The sequence below is a fragment of the Mucilaginibacter sp. P2_D11 genome, assembly GCF_056404435.1.
Genome location: NZ_JBFUEA010000001.1, coordinates 447,933 through 464,984, shown reverse-complemented (window position 1 = coordinate 464,984; position 17,052 = coordinate 447,933). Strand labels below are relative to the sequence as shown.

Genomic DNA, 17,052 nt, shown 5'->3' with positions numbered 1-17,052 from the left:
CTAATGCATATCCAAATAAGTATCGGCCGTTGAATTCGGCGCATGCACCAATATGCTTACGCATTTGCCCGCACCATCAATTTCAAAGGAAATGCCTTTATCTATATCTGAATAGGTTTTGATGGTTTTACCTTGTTTAGATTGGTAGCTGTTACCTTCTTTTAGCGTATAATACTTATCAATGTCTTGCATGGTATTGCCGGTACTCATGTATTCGGCGGTTTTAAACCAGGGCGAAGTGACCAGTATTTTTTTAATGCGGCTCAGGGCTTCGTCCTTGTTCCCCATATTGCGGCTTGAGAATACGCTGGTTTGGTAACCTGCAGTATCGTGGTTAGCGTACCAGGTTGATAGCTGACTGCCCATTGCTGCATCGCCGGCATCGGGTCGACCAAGCATTTGTATTAGCGAATCCAGGCTACCGCCAAGGCTGATATGCCCTATGCTTTTGCCGGGGGTTATCAGTTGCTCGGCAGGAATGGCGCGCACCTCGGTGGTGTCGGGCAAATCCGGTGTTTCGCTACTTACAGCCGTATCGCCTTTTTGCCTGCATGCCGCAACTATTAAAATGGGTATCAGTATCAATAAATATTTGCTCGCTCTCATATCATAACATTTTAAGTACTTTACGGTTGGTATATAACACCATAAACACGGTTTTGTTAGTATAATGAGTTCAAAGGGGCAACAGGTAATTCAGCGGTGGTACAAGCAAAAGGAATGGAAACAATTCCCCTTTCAAAAGGAGATGGAGGAGGCCTACCTTGCCGGCTTTTCGGGTCTGCTGAACGCGCCAACAGGCAGCGGTAAAACCTTTGCCCTATTCCTGCCTTTCCTGGCCGATTTCATCAATAAGCATCCCGATAATTACACCACAAAAAGCAACAACGGCCTGCTGATGCTTTGGATAACACCCCTGCGTGCGCTAACCAACGATATACGCAAGGCTATGCAGGAAGTGTGCGACGACATCGGCCTCCCATGGCGCATCATGACCCGTACCGGAGACACTTCTGCTGCCGACAAGGCTGCTCTTAAACGCAAGCTGCCCGAAGTATTGCTCACAACTCCGGAGAGCCTGCACCTGATGCTGGCCCAAAAGGAATACCCAAAAATATTCTCGGGCTTGCAGGTTTTCATATGCGACGAGTGGCACGAGCTCCTAGGCACCAAACGCGGCGTACAGGTAGAGCTGGGCTTGAGTAAGCTGAAAGTACTTGCTTCGGATAATATGAAGCAACCTTCGGTCTCAAATCTCAAGTCTCAAATCTCAAATCTTCGCGTTTGGGGTATCTCTGCCACCATAGGCAACCTGGAGCAGGCGGCTGAGGTTTTGTTGGGTAACGATTTCCCGCCGGAGCAGATAAGGATGGTGCGGGCCAACATCAGCAAAAAGCTGGTGATTGAATCAGTGATTCCCGAGAATATCGAGAATTATAGCTGGGCGGGGCACATCGGCATAAAGCTGCTGCCGCAGGTAATGGAGATTGTAGCCAGAAGTAAAACCACGCTGATATTTACCAACACCCGCTCGCAGGCGGAGATATGGTACCACGCCATTATTGACAACTACCCCGAGTATGCCGGCATTATGGCCATGCACCATGGCTCGCTGGATAACGAGCTGCGCAACTGGGTAGAACAGGCCCTGCATGCCGAGGCCCTGAAGGTGGTTGTTTGTACCTCCAGTCTTGACCTTGGGGTGGATTTTCGCCCGGTAGATACCGTAGTGCAGGTGGGTAGTCCCAAAGGTGTCGCCCGCTTTATGCAGCGCGCCGGCCGAAGCGGGCACCACCCGGGGGCCGTATCCAAAGCCTACTTCGTGCCCACGCATTCGTTGGAACTGCTGGAAGGCGCGGCCTTGAAGCAGGCCATTAAAAACGGGATATTCGAAAGCCGCGACCCGATGCTGCTTACGATGGACGTGCTGATACAATATATGGTAACGCTGGCGGTATCAGAAGGCTTCCGCGCGGATGAGTTGTATAAAGAAGTAAAATCAACTTTCGCCTTTGCCGATTTGCGGCGCGACGAGTTTAACCAACTGCTGGATTTTGTTACCAACGGCGGCAAAACCCTTGCCCAATACGATGAATTTTTAAAGGTGGAGGTAGCGGACGGCCTGTTTAAAGTAAACAACCGCCGCGTGGCTATGCGGCACCGACTCAGCATCGGCACTATTACCAGCGAACTGAGCATCCGCGTAAAATGGCTCAGCGGCGGCAGCCTGGGCACGCTGGAAGAGGGTTTCATCTCTAAGCTGAAGCCGGGCAATACCTTTTGGTTCGCGGGCCGCAGCCTGGAGTTCATCAAGGTAAAGGAGATGACGGCCTACGTAAAAAAATCAACCAAAACCAAGGGACTCATACCCAGCTGGGCGGGTGGCCGCATGCCGCTTTCTTCGCAACTATCGGCCGTTTTCCGCGATAAATTGGACGAGGTGGCGCATGGCAGGGAAGAAGACATCGAGGTGAAAGCATTGAAGCCCCTGTTCGACCTACAGGCGCAGTTATCGCACCTGCCGCAAAGCCACGAGTTTTTGATAGAGTCGTTTAAATCGCGCGAGGGTCACCACCTGCTTTTTTACCCCTTCGAGGGGCGGTTGGTGCACGAGGGGATGGCCAGCTTATTGGCCTACCGCATCTCTAAAATAAAGCCCGCAAGTTTCTCCATCGCCATGAACGATTATGGTTTCGAGCTGCTTGCCGATGAGGATATTCCTATAGTGGAGGCTTTGGAAGACGCCGATTTCTTCTCGATAAATAACCTCATTGAGGACATTCAAAACAGCCTCAACGCCAACGAGATGGCCCGCCGCCGCTTCCGCGATATTGCGCACATAGGCGGGCTGGTGTTTACAGGCTATCCCGGCCAGCCCATGAAGAACAAGCACCTGCAGGCTTCCACATCTTTATTATTCGAAGTATTCAATGAGTACGAGCCGGATAATCTGCTCGTGAGGCAAGCTTATAATGAGGCCTTGGCATTTCAGTTGGAAGAATTCCGTTTACGGGCAGCGTTACAGCGCATACAAACACAAAGCATCGTTTTGAAAACGATAGAGCGACCAACGCCGTTCGCGTTCCCTATTATGGTAGATAGCCTGGGCCGCGAAAAACTCACTACCGAAACCATGGAAGAGCGCATAGCCAAAATGGCCCGCCGTTATGATGTAGGCGAGGAGGAAGTCCCCGATGCAAAACCTAAACCCAGGCGAGCGGGCATCGTTAGGAAGAAAGGGTTTTAGCGGGAGATCTAGTGGTTACTCCAAATCCCCGGCGCTGAAAGTATTGCCCTGGCTTGCATCCCCCGTCTCGAAACCTTTTTTAAACCAGTACATGCGCTGGGCGCTGGTGCCGTGTGTAAAGCTATCGGGCGTTACGTGGCCCTGGTATTGCTGCTGCAGGCGGTCGTCGCCAATTTGATGGGCGGCGTTAAGAGCCTCTTCAATATCGCCTTCATCAAGCACATTCTTCAAGCTTTTTTCGTAATGCGCCCACACGCCTGCATAAAAATCGGCCTGTAACTCCAGCTTAACCGATAGCTTATTGTATTCGGCTTCGCTCAGTTGCTGGCGCGCCCGGTCCATCTTGGCACTCAGTCCGAGCAGATCCTGCACGTGATGGCCAACCTCATGCGCTATCACATAAGCCTGGGCAAAATCGCCGCCGGCCCCGAATTTATTCGTCAGCTCATCAAAAAAAGATACATCTATATAAACTTTCCGGTCGCCGGGGCAATAGAAAGGCCCGCTTTGCGACGATGCTTCGCCGCAGGCTGTGCTTACGCCATCGGTAAAAAAGTGCATCACGGTGGGCTGATAACTGCGGCCCATATCGCTGAAGAGTTTCCCCCAGATGTCTTCGGTATCGGCCAGCACTACGCGGGCAAATTTCTTCTGGTCGTTATCCGGCCCGGCCGAGCCGGTGTTCACCTGCTCGGTTTGCTGGCCATTGCCTTGCCCCTGGTTCAATACCTGCGAAGGGTCTATCCCCGTAAAAAAGTATATAGCCATTGCTATGATACCGATAATACCCCCGCCAAAAGCAAAGCCGCGGCCACCGCCGCTGCTGCTACCCTCTTCCGTATTGCTGCTTTCGCGCCTGCCGAACCATTGCATATCTTTCGTGATTTTTACTGTAAACTAAGATAAGCTATAAAATGTTTTGTTACGGGTGCAATGATAATTGGCGGTCTCACCTAAACGGCGAAGCCCTCATGCAATAATCCTCTCAACGGAGAGGGGCTGGGGTGAGGCCTACCTGTTCAGCCAGAACGATAGCCCCGATGCGAGCCCTATCATGCCGTAACCATAACTGCTTTGGAACGAGATGTTATAATCGTCCTGCCCGCGGTAGCCGCCGCCCGCCATAACAGATACATCCCGCAGAAATGGCAGGTGGTAATAATATTTGAGGCTAACGTTCAGCCTTTTTTTAATGTCGAAGGCCTTGTAGTTTTCGTACTTATCGGCTATGTAGGTAAAATCGAACTGCAGGCGCTGCCAGTTGGCAAAGAGCCTGGCATCTTTTTTTATGGGGTCTTCATATGCGCGGGCCAGGTTAAGCATATAGGTGCCATTTACCCTTACCCAACCATAGCGCCCCGGCAGGCCTTGCGCCGCGCCTTTGCCAAACAGGCCGCTATGCAGCTCAATACCTATGGTTTTGTACTGGTTGATAATCATACCCTTGGTATCGGTACGCTTGCCTGCCGTATAGTTAAGGGTATAGAAGTTGGTAGAAAACTTGCCGCTATCCACATTGAAGCTGCCATCGGGCAGAAGGGTTGGACCGCGAACGCCGTTGGAGTGGTGCGTATAGCCTCCGGAAAGAAACTGCGGGTTACACACATCGTGGTTAAGCCTGTAGAACAGCTGTATGCCGGGCATATAGCTTGGTGATTTTACCGGTGCGCCGGGCGTGCTCATCAGCCGTATCTTCACCCGGGTAAAGGCGTTTACGAACAAGCGCGATTTAGGCGTATTGTACACCACAAAGTTGGCCACCACATCTGCAACCAGCTGCGTTTTTATAGGCTGGAAAAGCTCCTGACCGAAAAACGAGGACCGCAGGTTTTGTACGTAGATATCGTTGAAATCGCGGTTGATAAGGCGCCATGCAATGCGCGAAGTAATGGTATCCTGTATGATGCGCGTGCCTTGCACGATTATGGTGTCTGGATTTTTAACGGCTTCGGCAGCGGTGCTTTTGCCGGCGGAAAAGGAATTTAAAATAATTAAACCTATAAGTATTTTAAAATAGACATATTTAGAAGAAGACATTAGCAATATATGTACGATTATTTCATAGGGTGAGATAAAGGTACAGCCCTGGGGAAGTAAAGTTTGTCATGCGTGCATCCTTTGGCAAAACAAGACGTGAGGCTGACATTAACAGGCGTTTTATCATTATGGCCAATAAACAACAGGAACCTGGCAGCAGGCGTTCTGCCCGGCAATTCCGGTTTCAAGCCCTAAGCCTTCCTGCTTTTATACTTGGTTTTATGCTATTTAACCCTTTTTAAAAACAAAATGCCTACCTTGCGTAATTTACTTACAGAATATAGTGACTTTCCAGGATTTCAATTTCAACGAACAATTATTAGAAGGCGTATTGAGCATGGGTTACACCAAGGCTACCCCCATACAGGAAATGACCATACCGGTTATCATGAATGGCGACGACCTTATAGCTTGCGCGCAAACAGGCACAGGCAAAACAGCTTCCTATTTGCTGCCGGTTTTAAATCATATCGCTAACAGCAATACCCACCAAACTACTGCCCTGGTGCTTGCCCCCACGCGCGAGCTTGCCCAGCAGATAGATCAGCAGGTAGAGGGCCTTGCCTATTTCACAGGCATCAGCTCTCAGGCCGTATTTGGCGGTGGCGACGGCATGGCTTACGAGCAGCAGCGCCGCGGCATACAAAACAGCGTAAACATTATCATAGCCACGCCGGGCCGCTTAATAGCGCACCTTACATCGGGCGTGCTTAAATTCAACCATATCACACACCTGGTGCTTGATGAGGCCGACCGTATGTTGGACATGGGTTTCAGTGACGATATCATGCGTATCATTAGCTACCTGCCCAAAAAACGCCAAACGCTTTTATTTTCGGCAACCATGCCGGGCCGCATACGCAACCTGGCTAAGGCTATATTGAACAATCCGCAGCAGATAAACATAGCCATATCGCAACCCGCTGCCGGGATAGACCAACAGGTTTACCGCGTGCACGACGGGCAGAAAACACCTTTGCTGAAAGCTTTGTTGAAGGATGGTGGCTACCTAAGCTCCATCATTTTCGCATCCCGCAAGGAAATCGTAAAAGCGCTTGCTAAAGAATTGAAACAGGCGCGGCTAGACGTATCTGCCTTCCATTCAGACCTGCAGCAGAACGAGCGCGAGGAAATCCTGCTCCGTTTCAAGAACAAACAACTGCCGGTTATCATCGGCACAGATGCCCTGTCGCGCGGTATCGACGTAGAAGGCATAGACCTGGTTATCAATTATGACGTACCCGGCGATGCTGAAGACTACGTACACCGCATTGGCCGTACTGCCCGCGCTGCTACTACGGGGACAGCCATTACCTTTGTGAACGACCGCGACCTTAAGCGGCTGAAAAGCATAGAACAGCTGATAGACAGGCCGATAGCCCAAAAAGAATTACCCGAAGAGCTGAAAGGCATTGAGCATGTTGCCACGCCCCGCCCACCAGGCGACGACCGCAAAAACCAACACCGCAGGCCAAGCCGTTATAAAGGCAATAAGCCTCGCCCGGCTGCTGGTTAAACCTTAATAAAAATGTATGGTCTATTTGATTTGTAATAGCTAATGCTTTACTTTTACACAAACCAATTAAATACCATACCATGACTTCCAGACGTTCATTCCTCAAAACCTCGGCGGTATTGGGTACAGGGCTATTAATGGCTCCGAACCTTTTTGCCCGCAACAAAAAATATATCGGCGTACAACTTTATACCGTGCGCGATGCCATGGCCAAAGACCCGGTGGGTACTTTAGCCAAAGTGGCCAAAGTTGGCTTCAATAGCGTAGAAGGTGCTACCTATACGGGCACCCAAAAATTCTACGGTATGGAACCCGAAGAATTTAAGCAGGTACTAAGTGATAACGGCTTGATTATGCCCAGCGGCCACTATATGTTGGGCGAAGGCATGCCGACTACAAAAGGCACCATTGATAACGAGTGGCAAAAAGCTGTTGACGATGCCGCCGCCGTTGGCCTGAAATACATGGTATGCGCCTATTTGCTCGATAGCGAACGCGGCTCGCTGGACCATTACAAGTTAACTGCCGATAAATTGAACACGGCGGGCGCTATCTGTAAAAAAGCAGGCATACAGCTTTGCTACCACAACCACGATTTTGAATTTAAGCAAGAAGATGGCAAATTCCCATACGAAACCTTGCTGCACAACACCGACAAGGACCTGGTGAAAATGGAGATGGATATCTATTGGATATACAAAGCCAAACAAGACCCAATCAAGCTCTTCAATGAAAACCCGGGCCGTTTTCCACTGTGGCACGTAAAGGATATGGATAATACCCCTAAGCAAATGTTTACTGAGGTAGGTAATGGCGTTATCCCATTCAAAGACATATTCAAGCACGCAGGCAAAGCCGGATTGCAATACTTTTACAACGAGCAGGATATTTGCCCCGGCGATCCGTTCAACAGCATCACCCAGAGCTACAGCTATATTAAAAAGAACCTGGTATAACGATAGGTTTAACAATATGATAAAGCCGAACCCGGAAGGCGTTCGGCTTTTTTGCGGGATGATTTTTTAATTCCCCCTCTTCTTTACGACGGAGAAAACTTTAAGAAAGGCAACAAGTGGATAGTGAACCATTATTTATTCCATAAAACAGGCGCATGATTAAGCTGATTATCATCATCGTACTCTTCCTCATTTCGTTACTGGCAGTTTTTAGGGCCCCCGCCTATTATCTGTGGCTATTGGCTATCGGTGTAAGCGAGTTTCCGCTTTTGTTTGTAGGGATTGCCTCCTTATTACTCATCGCGGGCATCTGGCTGCAGAAATACCAACTGGCCTCCACTGTAATCGGGGTAATGGCGTTGCTATTGTTCATATCGCCCATCGTTCGCTCATACATTGTGGCGGCATCGCTCAAAAAAGACTTTATCGCGGCATTCGGCCCGGGCAGCGCCAGCATTGATGGTGATAGCACGCTGGCCCCGTTCAGCTTCTTTAAACTGTTCAAGACCAAGCCGGCGGTAAAACACCAATCGTTTGTTTATAATACAGATAAGGATGTGCCGCTTAGCCTCCATTTTTACCCGGCGGCAGTTGGCGGCAAAAGACCCTGCATCGTTTCGGTACATGGCGGCTCCTGGGCCGGCGGCGATAACTCCGAACTGCCCGAACTGAACAGCTACCTGGCCCTGCAAGGCTACAACGTAGCCGCTATCGATTACCGCCTTGCACCCAAACACCAAACGCCCGCGCCTGTGCTGGACGTGGCAGAAGCTTTTACTTACCTGAAGGCACATGCCGATGAATTGCATATCGATACCAGTAAGTTCGTATTGCTTGGCCGTTCCGCGGGTGCGCAAATTGCGTTGCTTTCTGCATATACCCATCCCGAGCCGGGACTTAAAGGCGTGGTGGATTTTTATGGCCCGGCAGACATGGTTTGGGGTTATTCCGTCCCTTCTAACCCGCTCATTATGGATTCGCGCAAGGTGATGGAGAACTACATCGGCGGCAGTTACCCAGCCACGCCGCAAAAATATGTGGCCTGCTCGCCGATTGAGTTCGTCAACAAAAGCACCGTGCCCACTCTGCTGTTACACGGCGAAAACGACGTGCTGGTTTCGCCCGAGCACAGCCGCAGGCTGGATAAAAAGCTTACGGAAAATAACATCCCGCATTTTTTGCTGAAGCTGCCCTGGGCAACCCATGGTTTCGATTATAACCTGTATGGCCCTGGCGGACAGTTATCGACCTATGTGGTGGAGCGTTTCATCAACACGGTAACCAAATAATGTGCACAAAACGGCCATCATCGGCATCGGCATTGCCGGCATGGGCTACGGGCATTTCCTATAACATCAACGTGATGCATCAGGTGTACTCAAGGCCGAATAATGTGAGTTACTGCGGAAGTTGCTGTTTTAAGTAGCAGTAGCACTCGGGGCATTATAACGTTCTGCTACTGCAACCGCCACTGCTACTAAAACCTACTTCCCCCTCTGCTCCCTAAACCGGCTGAAGAAAACGATGGCCAGCAGGCAAAGCACGCAGCCGCAAATGCCATTGAGGCGCAGCCCGAAGTCGTTACCCGGATCTATTCCGTACACGGTGAGGAAGGCGAATAGAGCAATGCCGAGCGTTTGCCCAAGTTTCACAAACAAATATTTTACGGCAAAAAACATTCCTTCGCGGTTTTCGCCCGTGCGTTTGGCGTCGTTCTGGGCAATCTCCGCGAGGATGGCGTTGGGTAAAATTCCCAATGAGGCCAGCGGGAACGATGCGCTGAGCACCAGCGTATATATCTGCACCTTCGGGCTAAACGGCACCTTGCCCAGGAAAAATATCGCTACGAAAATCAGGCTGAGCAATCCAAACGAGAACAGCACGATAGGTTTCTTGCCGATTTTTTTCGAGAGGTAATTTACCAATGGATAAAACACCAGCGAGGTAAGCACCATGGTACCCATCAGCAAGCCGCCCATCGATTTATTGAGGTTGAGCAGCACGGTAATGAAGTACAGCAACCCGCTGGAAATGATGCTGAGCGCCATGTAATACGAAAAATCGGATATGAGGTAATATTTGAAATTACGGTTCTCGAACGTTTTGAGGATTGCCGGCCATAAGGCCAGGTGCGAAGGCGTGCTGCTGCTGTAGCGCTTTTCTTTTATGGCCAGCACAGGCACCAGCATCACCAATCCCGAGAAGAACGCCAGGCCCCATATAGTGTATTGCACGGCGGTATCGCGATTGGCCACGTGTGCCCAGCGCTGCACCAGGTCGGCAAAGTTGTTTACCAGCGCCGATAGTATGATGCCGATAACAAAGCCCACCTGCTGCAACGAGGATAGCTTCACCCTTTCGGTGCCTGTGCTGGTGAGTTCGGGCAGCAAGGCGTTGTAGGGTATGATATAAGCCGTGGCACCCATAAAAAAGCAAACCAGCGCTACGGTAAGCCACCAGGCGTTATTCACATTGAGCGACATGGACCACGGATAAAACGTAAGCCCGCAAAAAACCACGGCAGGTAAAATGGCCCATTTCATATATGGTATGCGCCGGCCACGCTTGTTATTGCTTTTATCGCTCAACGAGGCAATAAATGGGTCGAAAAAAGCATCGATAAGCCGGCCTGATGCGGTGATGAGCGAAAGGATATTGAATACACCGAATACCAGCAATTGCGGTATCAGCGGCTTCAGGCCCGCGTTGTTTGGCGGCAGGTAAAAGTAGGGCAGCATCACGATGATGATATTGGTCATGGTGCTCCAGCCTATCATCCCGCAGGCATAGGCTATCTGTTTAGAAAGGGGCAGTTTCGCAGGCGGCATCTTAACCCGCAATATGCAAAATATAAGCGGAATTAAAAACGTAAACGGATGGGCCTTACATGCACACCTTTCGTTATTTTGTTTGTATTTTACAAAGGCTTAGTCACGATATTTGATAAACCCCATCTAAACCAGGCTTGATGAGCGCAGAAAAGTTCGACATTTTATTTTATTCGGGAACCCAGCCCATGTGGGTGTTTGATGTAGACTCGCTTAGGATACTTGAGGTAAATAATGCCGCAATAAAACGTTATGGCTTTACAAAAAAAGAATTCCTTAGTAAAACCATTATGGATTTGCGCCTGCCGGAAGATATTCCGCTGGTGATTAAAGTACTGCCAGATATCAGGGGCACTAAAACCAGGTACCGCGAGTTTAAGCATGTTGCCAAAAACGGACGGATATTGAATGTGGAGATCATGTCGTACCCGTTTATTTACAAAGGCGTTAATGCGCGGCTTGTGGTTGCCCAAAACATCGACGAAAAAAAAGAAATCCTGGGGCGGCTGGATTTTACCGAGCATAAGCTGGAACAAATTTTAGAGGAAACCAAAATCGGCTTTTTTCAGCTGGATTACCAATCGCGGATAATTTATTGGAACAAGGCATCTGAAAGACTAATAGGCTATAAGCGCGAATATGTAAAAGGCCGCAATTTGTGGGATGTATTCCCCGAACTAAAAGGTTCTGATTTTTACCATCATTACGAGTGGGCAATGCAAAAACTGGAGGGGGTGCAGTTTACCGAATACTTTTGGCCGGTGCAGCGTTGGTTCAGTATTGATATATATCCCGTGGCAGATGGTATCATAGTAACTATAAACGATATTACCAGCAAGCAGCGGATGGAAGAGAGATTGCTCGAAAAAATCGAGCAGATGTCGGAAGTGTCGTTTTTAAATTCACACTATATCCGCAAGCCCATAGCCAGTTTATTGGGTTTAACCAGCCTGTTTAACGATGGCCTTTTAGCGCCCGATGAAATAGCGCACACATTAAAACTCATCAGAGATTGTGCCACAGAGCTCGATGAAATTGTTAAGAGGGTAAATATCAAAACAAATTATAAAGATGAGCGGGGCGACTCGGAGTACGAGATGGGAGACTTTTCGTTGAACGGGCTTTTAGCAGAAGTTGCCCACAACCTGCCAGGTACCGTATCGCATAAGCTCATCCTGAAAAAGAAAACGGATTTTATTTATTACGGCAACCGTAAAAGTATTGCCGTTGCCGTTGCTAACCTCATAAAAAACGCCATAAAATTCTCGCCCAAAGCCAACCGCGTGGTGATAGACAGGCAGATCATCGATAACAACCTGGTATTGTCTGTAAAGGATTTTGGGGAGGGGATAAATCAGCGTCTAATAAACAAGATATTTTTAAGCTTTAGCAAAAAAAGCGCAGCACGAGAACTAGGCTCGGGCTTTTTAAAAATTATTGAGGCGGTAAATAAACACAACGGTAGCCTTTGGGTAGAAAGTACACCCGGCAAGGGCACAACTTTCAGCATGAGGTTTCCGCTGTCGCACCTTTCTAATGTTAAAGTGAAGGGCAAAAATGCTTCGGTATTTAAAACCCAGGGGATAGAGATAGATCACGATGAGGCTACCGGCTGCATTATTGCCAACTGGCGGGGCTTTCATAGTTTGCATTCTGTAAAAACGGGCTGCATTCAATTGCTGGAGGCCCTCACCGCCTACAATTGCGGCAAAATATTAAACGACAATACCAACGTGCTGGGCACCTGGGATAACGCGATAGACTGGGTGGTAAACGAATGGTTTCCGTTGGCCGAAGCAGCGGGGCTAAAATATATTGGATGGGTGTACTCGCCAAGCACCTTCAGCCGCCTTTCTGCGGATCTTACCATAAAAAAATCCACCGGCGACATCACACATAAAACCTTTGATAAGATAGAAGAAGCGGCCGATTGGCTCAAAACAATTCACTAACGTGCCAGGCCTTAACATTTACAATCCCGAATAATAATCATATCCCTGGCGTGCCCAATAATCGGGCGGGCGGGTGTTGCTGAAGGTTATGCTGCCGATGCGTTTTAGGTTTTTGATGCCATATTTTACAGGTATGATAAGCCGCAGCGGCGCACCGTGGTTCATGGGGACGGGCTGGCCGTTCATTTCGTAAGCTAAAATGGTTTGGGGATGTATGGCGCTTGGCATATCCAGCCCAACCTGGTAAGCCTTATCGGGCGTCATCAAGCCCATATAGGCCATTGTGGCATCCTGTGCCAGGCCGAAGTGTTCGATAAAATCAATCATTTTTAACCCGCCCCAGTATTGTATCTGGTCCCAGCCTTCCACACATTTAAAATCGAACACAATCTCGGTTTTGGGGAGGGCCTTTATCTGGTCCATAGTGATTTGTATCACCTCGCCGTTGTATTTGTTCACCTGCAGTGCCCAGGCCGCTATATCGAAATGGCCCTCAATGCCTATATCGCTGTTGTAGCGCACATTTTTGGCAGCCATTGATTTGGGGTAGGTTTTCACCAGGTGATTTTTGTCGAAAAATCTGCGGAATGCCAACTCGGTTTGGTTCAATGCCCGGCGCAAAGGCGCCCTGGCCCCGGCGGTTATCCCGGCAGTTTCGGGTGCTGCGTTGTATAACCAGCTCCAGCCTTTGTAGGCCGCCGCAGCCATCAGCCCGAATACGCCGAAAGAGATAAAACTGCGGCGGTTTATCTTTTGCTGCACGGTAAGCTCCTTTTTAGGCATCTTGTTATTTTCCATCTTCGGCAGGGCTTTGGGTTTTGGGATCGGGTTGCGGCTCGTTAACTACCTCGAAGCCGGCTACAACAGCTCTGAAGTTGTTCCATCCGGCTAATATTACCTGGATGATATGTATCAGGAAGAAAAGCACGTAACCAATAGTGAGTATAAAATGGATGATGCGGGCCGAGTGGTAGCCGCCGCATAACCAGGTAATGGTGGCAAACTGAACGGGCTTATAAATAGCCAGCCCGGTAACCAGCGAACCAAAACCCATCACGATGATGGCTGTATAGGCAATGCGCTGTGCAGCGTTGTATTTGTTTTGCGGCGGGGCCATCTTACGGATGTGCAGATCGTGCAGCAACACCAGCCAGGCCTCTTTGAATGAATTGCGCTGGGGCAGCAGCTCGCGCCAGGCACCGGAGATGATGGTATAAAGCACGTAAACAAGTCCATTCAGCGCAAAAAACCACATAAACAAAAAGTGGAAGGCCATGCCCTCGCGCAAACGGGCTTCAATATGCAGGGCATCATAAAACCCCTGCGGGAAGAATTTGAAATACGTATGCCCAAACAAGGTGATGCTGTATTCGTCGTTTCCCCAGTAGATAAGCGCGCCGCTCCATATCATAATGGTTAGCACCGGGAAATTTACCCAGTGGGTCCAGCGCATAAGCAGGGAGTGTTTTTCTTTTATGGTTTTCATTGCTTGGGAGGCTTGCTAAAGTTTAATTGCTGGCAGTCATTGTTGCCTGAAACGCGGCGCGCTGTGCAGCCAATATCCCACCGTGTTGCGTATCCTGCACAAAGGCAATTACTTCAAAATTTTGTGCCGTGAAGTTTTTAGGCAATTCAATGTCGGCAGTTCCGCTTTTATCTCCTTTGAGGGCAATCTGCTGCAATTTAACAACTATTTGCACGTGGGCTAAGGTGCGGCCACTATTTTCCCCGGCTTTTACGGTGGTAGTTGCGTTCTTCTCAACCAGGGCCAGCACTAAGGCAGTATTTGCGCCGCCGCCTTCGGTACGGTATTTAAGACTTGCCTTACCACCGGCGATTTTCAGGTCCTCTAAAGATAGCGTTGATTTTGCAGCCGTTGTTAAGCCTGTACTTATGGCCTTACGCAACTTACCCTCCTCCGAACCTACGAACTCCGTACGGCCATTCACTATAGCCTGCGGGGTATAAACCTGGCTGATATTTAGCCAATGGGCATAAACGTTTTGCCTGTGCGAGAACTCCGCACTGCTGAATACGTCTTTCCAGCCGAGGCGATTCCAATAATCTACATGGTAGGCCAAAATATAAATTGGCTTGCCCGCGCTTTCTTTTTCTATTTTGGCTATTGCAGCATCAGCAGGCGGGCAACTGCTGCAACCTTCTGAGGTAAACAGCTCTACTACTGCAAAGCCCTTGCTTTCTGCAAGCGGCTTTGCCTTTGCCATACTCGGCTTCGCGCCCCTGAATGCTGCCGACGCAAAAGCAGCGGCAAGCAGGATGATGGCAGTAGATAATATCTTGATTGTTTTCATGACAACTGGTGTATTTTTACCTGCTTAGTAGCACTTACGGATATATCCTTACACATAAATAAAAATAATAACATGGCTTATTGTTGTTTATTTTAGATACCTAAACCAGCGGCGAAAAAATCAAGGGATTAATGCAAATTTCGCTGTAAGGTTTTACATAACCTAACGACAAAGCAATTGTTTATAAAACAGCTGAAATGACAACACCTCCCGCAAGCCATCAGCTCGACCCAAAAAACTGGGTTAAAGCTTATGCCGATTATTTGTATATGTACGCCATTACCCGCATCAACGATGAGGAACAGGCGCAGGATTTGGTACAGGAAACTTTTTTAGCAGGCTTGCAGGCTATGGGCCGCTTTGCCGGTAAAAGCAGCGAACGCACCTGGCTAACCGCCATCCTGAAGAACAAGATTATAGATGTGTACCGAAAGCGCTCATCCGGCTTGCGCACGCAGGAACTGACGCACGCCGAAGGCGAGGTGGTGGATTTTTTCGATGCGGCCGACGGGCATTGGAAAGAGCAGCATGCCCCGCAGCCATTCGGCATAGAGGATTACGACCCGCTGGAGGGAAAAGAATTCAACAACATACTAAAGATGTGCATGGAAAAATTGCCCGCCCTTTGGCTATCTGTTTTTACCATGAAACACCTGGATGAAGAACCTACCGACACCGTTTGCGCCGAACTGAAGATAAGCGCAGCCAACTATTGGGTAATTATACACCGTGCAAAACTTAACCTGAGGGCTTGCCTTCAAAAAAACTGGATCTGAATATGAACCCACTAAAAGCTATAATATACAACTGCAGCAGGGCAACCTACCTAACCGATAAGCGGCTGGAGGGAAAGATAACATTCAGGGAAAGTATAGCCCTGCGCATACACCTCTATGGCTGCGCGGCCTGTCGGCTATACGTAAAGCAGAGCGCCAAAATAAGCGAGATGATTGGCGATTTGCTAAAATCACAGCAGCCGCAGGGCGTGCGCTTAGCTGATGATTTTAAAGCCGGCCTGCAAGAACGTATTGACCACCAGATAAACAAAAATTAAAAATGTTGTAAGGGTTAGTTGCCGGTGCCGACAAAGAGGGAAAAGTAAATTAAACCATGAAAATTCAAAAAACATCGCTTTTAGCAACAATCGTATTATCGGGCGTATTGGCTTTATGCAGCCCTATCGTAAACGCACATGCCGCAGTAGCTCCCGGCCATTCTATGGAGGCAGCAGCCGACACGGGCAAAATGAAAAAGCCTATGATGAAAAAGCCCGCCATGATGGACAAAAAGAAAATGGATAAAATGAAGCCTGCTAAAAACAAGATGGGCAAAATGGATACCAAAGTGATGAAAGATACTGCATCAAAAATGTAACCATGGCCAAAAGAAAAAGCAATAAATGATTGGGAGGTTGTTTTTGTTTTGAAGGATGGGGGCGTGTAGCCCCCACTTTTTTTGGAAGAAATTTCGAACATCGAATGCCCAACGCCGAAGTATAACTTCGTTATTCGAAATTGGGCATCTGGGGTTCGATATTCAATCGGCTTTTCAAAGAGACTCTTCTATCCTCTTTTTATTTTACTAATTTGCCTGCTATTAGCCTTAGCGGCTTTGTAACTCAGCCATGAAGAAATTACTTACTATCCTCCTGTTTATTTATGCTAACTATGCGCTTGCCCAGGACAAAACGCGGCAAACCCTGCAATTTGCCATTACAGGCGAAGTGGAGAAAGCATCAGTAATCACCCTGGATTCGTTGAAGCAATATAAAATAGGCGAAATAGGCGACATCAACGTAACCGACCATACCGGTGCATTTAAACATAAAGACGATCAGCTAAAAGGCGTTTTGCTGAAGGATGTATTATCGCACACTAAATTTAAAACCACCAGCCCCAAATTGCTCAGCCGCTTTTATTTTGTATGTACGGGCATAGATGGCTATAAAGTAGTGTATTCCTGGAACGAGCTTTACAACACCAGTGTTGGCGAGCATGTGTACATCATTATGGAGAAAAACGGCATCGCAATAGATAGGATGCCCGAGAGCATCCAGATGACCTCCGCCGCTGATTTTAAAACCGGCCGCCGCTACCTGCATAACCTGGATAAGATTATTGTGGGGCAGGTGCAGTAATGATGAATCAAATCTGCGGGTAACAGCCTCGTCAATTATTTTCACCCCACCATACTAAAAATTAGGC

Annotated in this window: 16 protein-coding genes; 9 read left to right on the top strand and 7 right to left on the bottom strand. The window is 48.7% G+C overall.

Annotated elements, in window-relative coordinates; all coding sequences use genetic code 11:
- Positions 1–606, bottom strand: coding sequence for a hypothetical protein (locus AC1DXC_RS01925; RefSeq protein WP_477457436.1), 606 nt, complete (start codon positions 604–606; stop codon positions 1–3).
- A 64-nt stretch (positions 607–670) separates the two neighbouring features.
- Here AC1DXC_RS01925 and AC1DXC_RS01920 point away from each other — a divergent pair, with 64 nt between their 5' ends.
- Complete coding sequence (locus AC1DXC_RS01920; RefSeq protein ID WP_477457435.1) at positions 671–3,247, top strand: ligase-associated DNA damage response DEXH box helicase; 2,577 nt, start codon at positions 671–673, stop codon at positions 3,245–3,247.
- A gap of 15 nt (positions 3,248–3,262) precedes the next feature.
- On the opposite strand, the gene ypfJ is transcribed toward AC1DXC_RS01920, so the two are convergent.
- Complete coding sequence (ypfJ, locus tag AC1DXC_RS01915) at positions 3,263–4,120, bottom strand: KPN_02809 family neutral zinc metallopeptidase (RefSeq protein ID WP_477457434.1); 858 nt, start codon at positions 4,118–4,120, stop codon at positions 3,263–3,265.
- Positions 4,121–4,258: 138 nt separating this feature from the next.
- Entirely contained in the window at positions 4,259–5,284 is a 1,026-nt protein-coding gene (locus AC1DXC_RS01910) for a hypothetical protein (RefSeq protein WP_477457433.1), read from the bottom strand.
- A gap of 283 nt (positions 5,285–5,567) precedes the next feature.
- Between AC1DXC_RS01910 and AC1DXC_RS01905 the strand changes: the two genes are divergently transcribed.
- From AC1DXC_RS01905 to AC1DXC_RS01895, 3 genes are all read left to right on the top strand, one after another.
- On the top strand, positions 5,568–6,800 hold the full coding sequence (locus AC1DXC_RS01905; RefSeq protein WP_477457432.1) for a DEAD/DEAH box helicase: 1,233 nt from the start codon (positions 5,568–5,570) through the stop codon (positions 6,798–6,800).
- Between the two features lie 80 nt (positions 6,801–6,880).
- Positions 6,881–7,756, top strand: coding sequence for a TIM barrel protein (locus tag AC1DXC_RS01900; protein ID WP_477457431.1), 876 nt, complete (start codon positions 6,881–6,883; stop codon positions 7,754–7,756).
- Between the two features lie 155 nt (positions 7,757–7,911).
- The gene (locus tag AC1DXC_RS01895) at positions 7,912–9,045 is read left to right on the top strand and encodes an alpha/beta hydrolase fold domain-containing protein (protein WP_477457430.1); all 1,134 of its coding nucleotides are present in this window, start codon (positions 7,912–7,914) and stop codon (positions 9,043–9,045) included.
- 195 nt (positions 9,046–9,240) lie between these two features.
- Here the strand turns inward: AC1DXC_RS01895 and AC1DXC_RS01890 are convergent, their stop codons facing one another.
- On the bottom strand, positions 9,241–10,584 hold the full coding sequence (locus AC1DXC_RS01890; RefSeq protein ID WP_477457429.1) for an MFS transporter: 1,344 nt from the start codon (positions 10,582–10,584) through the stop codon (positions 9,241–9,243).
- Positions 10,585–10,724: 140 nt separating this feature from the next.
- On the opposite strand from AC1DXC_RS01890, the gene AC1DXC_RS01885 reads away from it, so the two are divergent.
- Positions 10,725–12,536: a PAS domain S-box protein gene (locus AC1DXC_RS01885; RefSeq protein ID WP_477457428.1), complete on the top strand. Its 1,812-nt coding sequence runs from the start codon at positions 10,725–10,727 to the stop codon at positions 12,534–12,536.
- Between the two features lie 18 nt (positions 12,537–12,554).
- On the opposite strand, the gene AC1DXC_RS01880 is transcribed toward AC1DXC_RS01885, so the two are convergent.
- From AC1DXC_RS01880 to AC1DXC_RS01870, 3 genes are read right to left on the bottom strand one after another with little or no spacing between them, the layout of a single operon-like run.
- Positions 12,555–13,334: a molybdopterin-dependent oxidoreductase gene (locus tag AC1DXC_RS01880; RefSeq protein WP_477457427.1), complete on the bottom strand. Its 780-nt coding sequence runs from the start codon at positions 13,332–13,334 to the stop codon at positions 12,555–12,557.
- Complete coding sequence (locus tag AC1DXC_RS01875; RefSeq protein WP_477457426.1) at positions 13,324–14,022, bottom strand: cytochrome b/b6 domain-containing protein; 699 nt, start codon at positions 14,020–14,022, stop codon at positions 13,324–13,326. The genes AC1DXC_RS01880 and AC1DXC_RS01875 overlap by 11 nt, the downstream gene beginning before the upstream one ends.
- Before the next feature lie 22 nt (positions 14,023–14,044).
- A complete protein-coding gene (locus AC1DXC_RS01870) occupies positions 14,045–14,848 on the bottom strand; it encodes a DUF1223 domain-containing protein (protein WP_477457425.1) in 804 nt (267 codons plus the stop codon).
- A 197-nt stretch (positions 14,849–15,045) separates the two neighbouring features.
- On the opposite strand from AC1DXC_RS01870, the gene AC1DXC_RS01865 reads away from it, so the two are divergent.
- The 4 genes from AC1DXC_RS01865 (at position 15,046) to AC1DXC_RS01850 (ending at position 16,985) form a co-directional block, all read left to right on the top strand.
- On the top strand, positions 15,046–15,624 hold the full coding sequence (locus AC1DXC_RS01865) for a sigma-70 family RNA polymerase sigma factor (RefSeq protein ID WP_477457424.1): 579 nt from the start codon (positions 15,046–15,048) through the stop codon (positions 15,622–15,624).
- 2 nt (positions 15,625–15,626) lie between these two features.
- The gene (locus AC1DXC_RS01860) at positions 15,627–15,902 is read left to right on the top strand and encodes a hypothetical protein (RefSeq protein ID WP_477457423.1); all 276 of its coding nucleotides are present in this window, start codon (positions 15,627–15,629) and stop codon (positions 15,900–15,902) included.
- Between the two features lie 56 nt (positions 15,903–15,958).
- Positions 15,959–16,222: a hypothetical protein gene (locus AC1DXC_RS01855; RefSeq protein WP_477457422.1), complete on the top strand. Its 264-nt coding sequence runs from the start codon at positions 15,959–15,961 to the stop codon at positions 16,220–16,222.
- A gap of 250 nt (positions 16,223–16,472) precedes the next feature.
- Positions 16,473–16,985 carry a hypothetical protein gene (locus AC1DXC_RS01850; RefSeq protein WP_477457421.1) on the top strand — a complete coding sequence of 171 codons (513 nt, stop codon included), beginning with the start codon at positions 16,473–16,475 and terminating at the stop codon, positions 16,983–16,985.
- Positions 16,986–17,052 lie beyond the last annotated feature (67 nt).

Coding starts and splice junctions, on each gene's coding strand:
- AC1DXC_RS01925 (WP_477457436.1), bottom strand. CDS start 606: ATGAGAGCGAGCAAATATTTATTGATACTGATACCCATTTTAATAGTT.
- AC1DXC_RS01920 (WP_477457435.1), top strand. CDS start 671: ATGAGTTCAAAGGGGCAACAGGTAATTCAGCGGTGGTACAAGCAAAAG.
- ypfJ (WP_477457434.1), bottom strand. CDS start 4,120: ATGCAATGGTTCGGCAGGCGCGAAAGCAGCAATACGGAAGAGGGTAGC.
- AC1DXC_RS01910 (WP_477457433.1), bottom strand. CDS start 5,284: ATGTCTTCTTCTAAATATGTCTATTTTAAAATACTTATAGGTTTAATT.
- AC1DXC_RS01900 (WP_477457431.1), top strand. CDS start 6,881: ATGACTTCCAGACGTTCATTCCTCAAAACCTCGGCGGTATTGGGTACA.
- AC1DXC_RS01895 (WP_477457430.1), top strand. CDS start 7,912: ATGATTAAGCTGATTATCATCATCGTACTCTTCCTCATTTCGTTACTG.
- AC1DXC_RS01890 (WP_477457429.1), bottom strand. CDS start 10,584: ATGCCGCCTGCGAAACTGCCCCTTTCTAAACAGATAGCCTATGCCTGC.
- AC1DXC_RS01885 (WP_477457428.1), top strand. CDS start 10,725: ATGAGCGCAGAAAAGTTCGACATTTTATTTTATTCGGGAACCCAGCCC.
- AC1DXC_RS01880 (WP_477457427.1), bottom strand. CDS start 13,334: ATGGAAAATAACAAGATGCCTAAAAAGGAGCTTACCGTGCAGCAAAAG.
- AC1DXC_RS01875 (WP_477457426.1), bottom strand. CDS start 14,022: ATGAAAACCATAAAAGAAAAACACTCCCTGCTTATGCGCTGGACCCAC.
- AC1DXC_RS01870 (WP_477457425.1), bottom strand. CDS start 14,848: ATGAAAACAATCAAGATATTATCTACTGCCATCATCCTGCTTGCCGCT.
- AC1DXC_RS01865 (WP_477457424.1), top strand. CDS start 15,046: ATGACAACACCTCCCGCAAGCCATCAGCTCGACCCAAAAAACTGGGTT.
- AC1DXC_RS01860 (WP_477457423.1), top strand. CDS start 15,627: ATGAACCCACTAAAAGCTATAATATACAACTGCAGCAGGGCAACCTAC.
- AC1DXC_RS01855 (WP_477457422.1), top strand. CDS start 15,959: ATGAAAATTCAAAAAACATCGCTTTTAGCAACAATCGTATTATCGGGC.
- AC1DXC_RS01850 (WP_477457421.1), top strand. CDS start 16,473: ATGAAGAAATTACTTACTATCCTCCTGTTTATTTATGCTAACTATGCG.